The organism is Vallitalea maricola, assembly GCF_036985595.1.
Taxonomy (GTDB): Bacteria; Bacillota; Clostridia; order Lachnospirales; family Vallitaleaceae; genus Vallitalea; species Vallitalea maricola.
In genome coordinates this window covers 1-249 of the sequence record NZ_BTPU01000450.1, presented here as the reverse complement: position 1 = coordinate 249, position 249 = coordinate 1, and the positions used below count along the sequence as shown (strand labels likewise).

The window sequence follows — 249 nt, the reverse complement described above, 5'->3', positions numbered from 1 at the left end:
TATGGTAAAAAAATTAATATAAAAAACCCATATATAGCTATTAAAAATGGCTTAGCTCTTGTAACAGAGGAAAGAAGAACTACGGGTATTTTTGGAGTAGCAAGTATTTTATTTAATTCTATTATTGCTAATATGGATAAATATATTATGAAAACAAAACTTTTAAATAAGAGAAAAATGGTAAGAGATACGGAATGGGTAATTGATAATTTGTCAGTTAAAACTCCTTCGCAAAATACCCATATATGC

1 pseudogene is annotated in these 249 nt (G+C 26.5%); it reads left to right on the top strand.

The features are described from left to right. Nucleotides 1–249, top strand: a pseudogene (locus tag AACQ14_RS24595) (sugar ABC transporter ATP-binding protein); the annotation flags it as partial.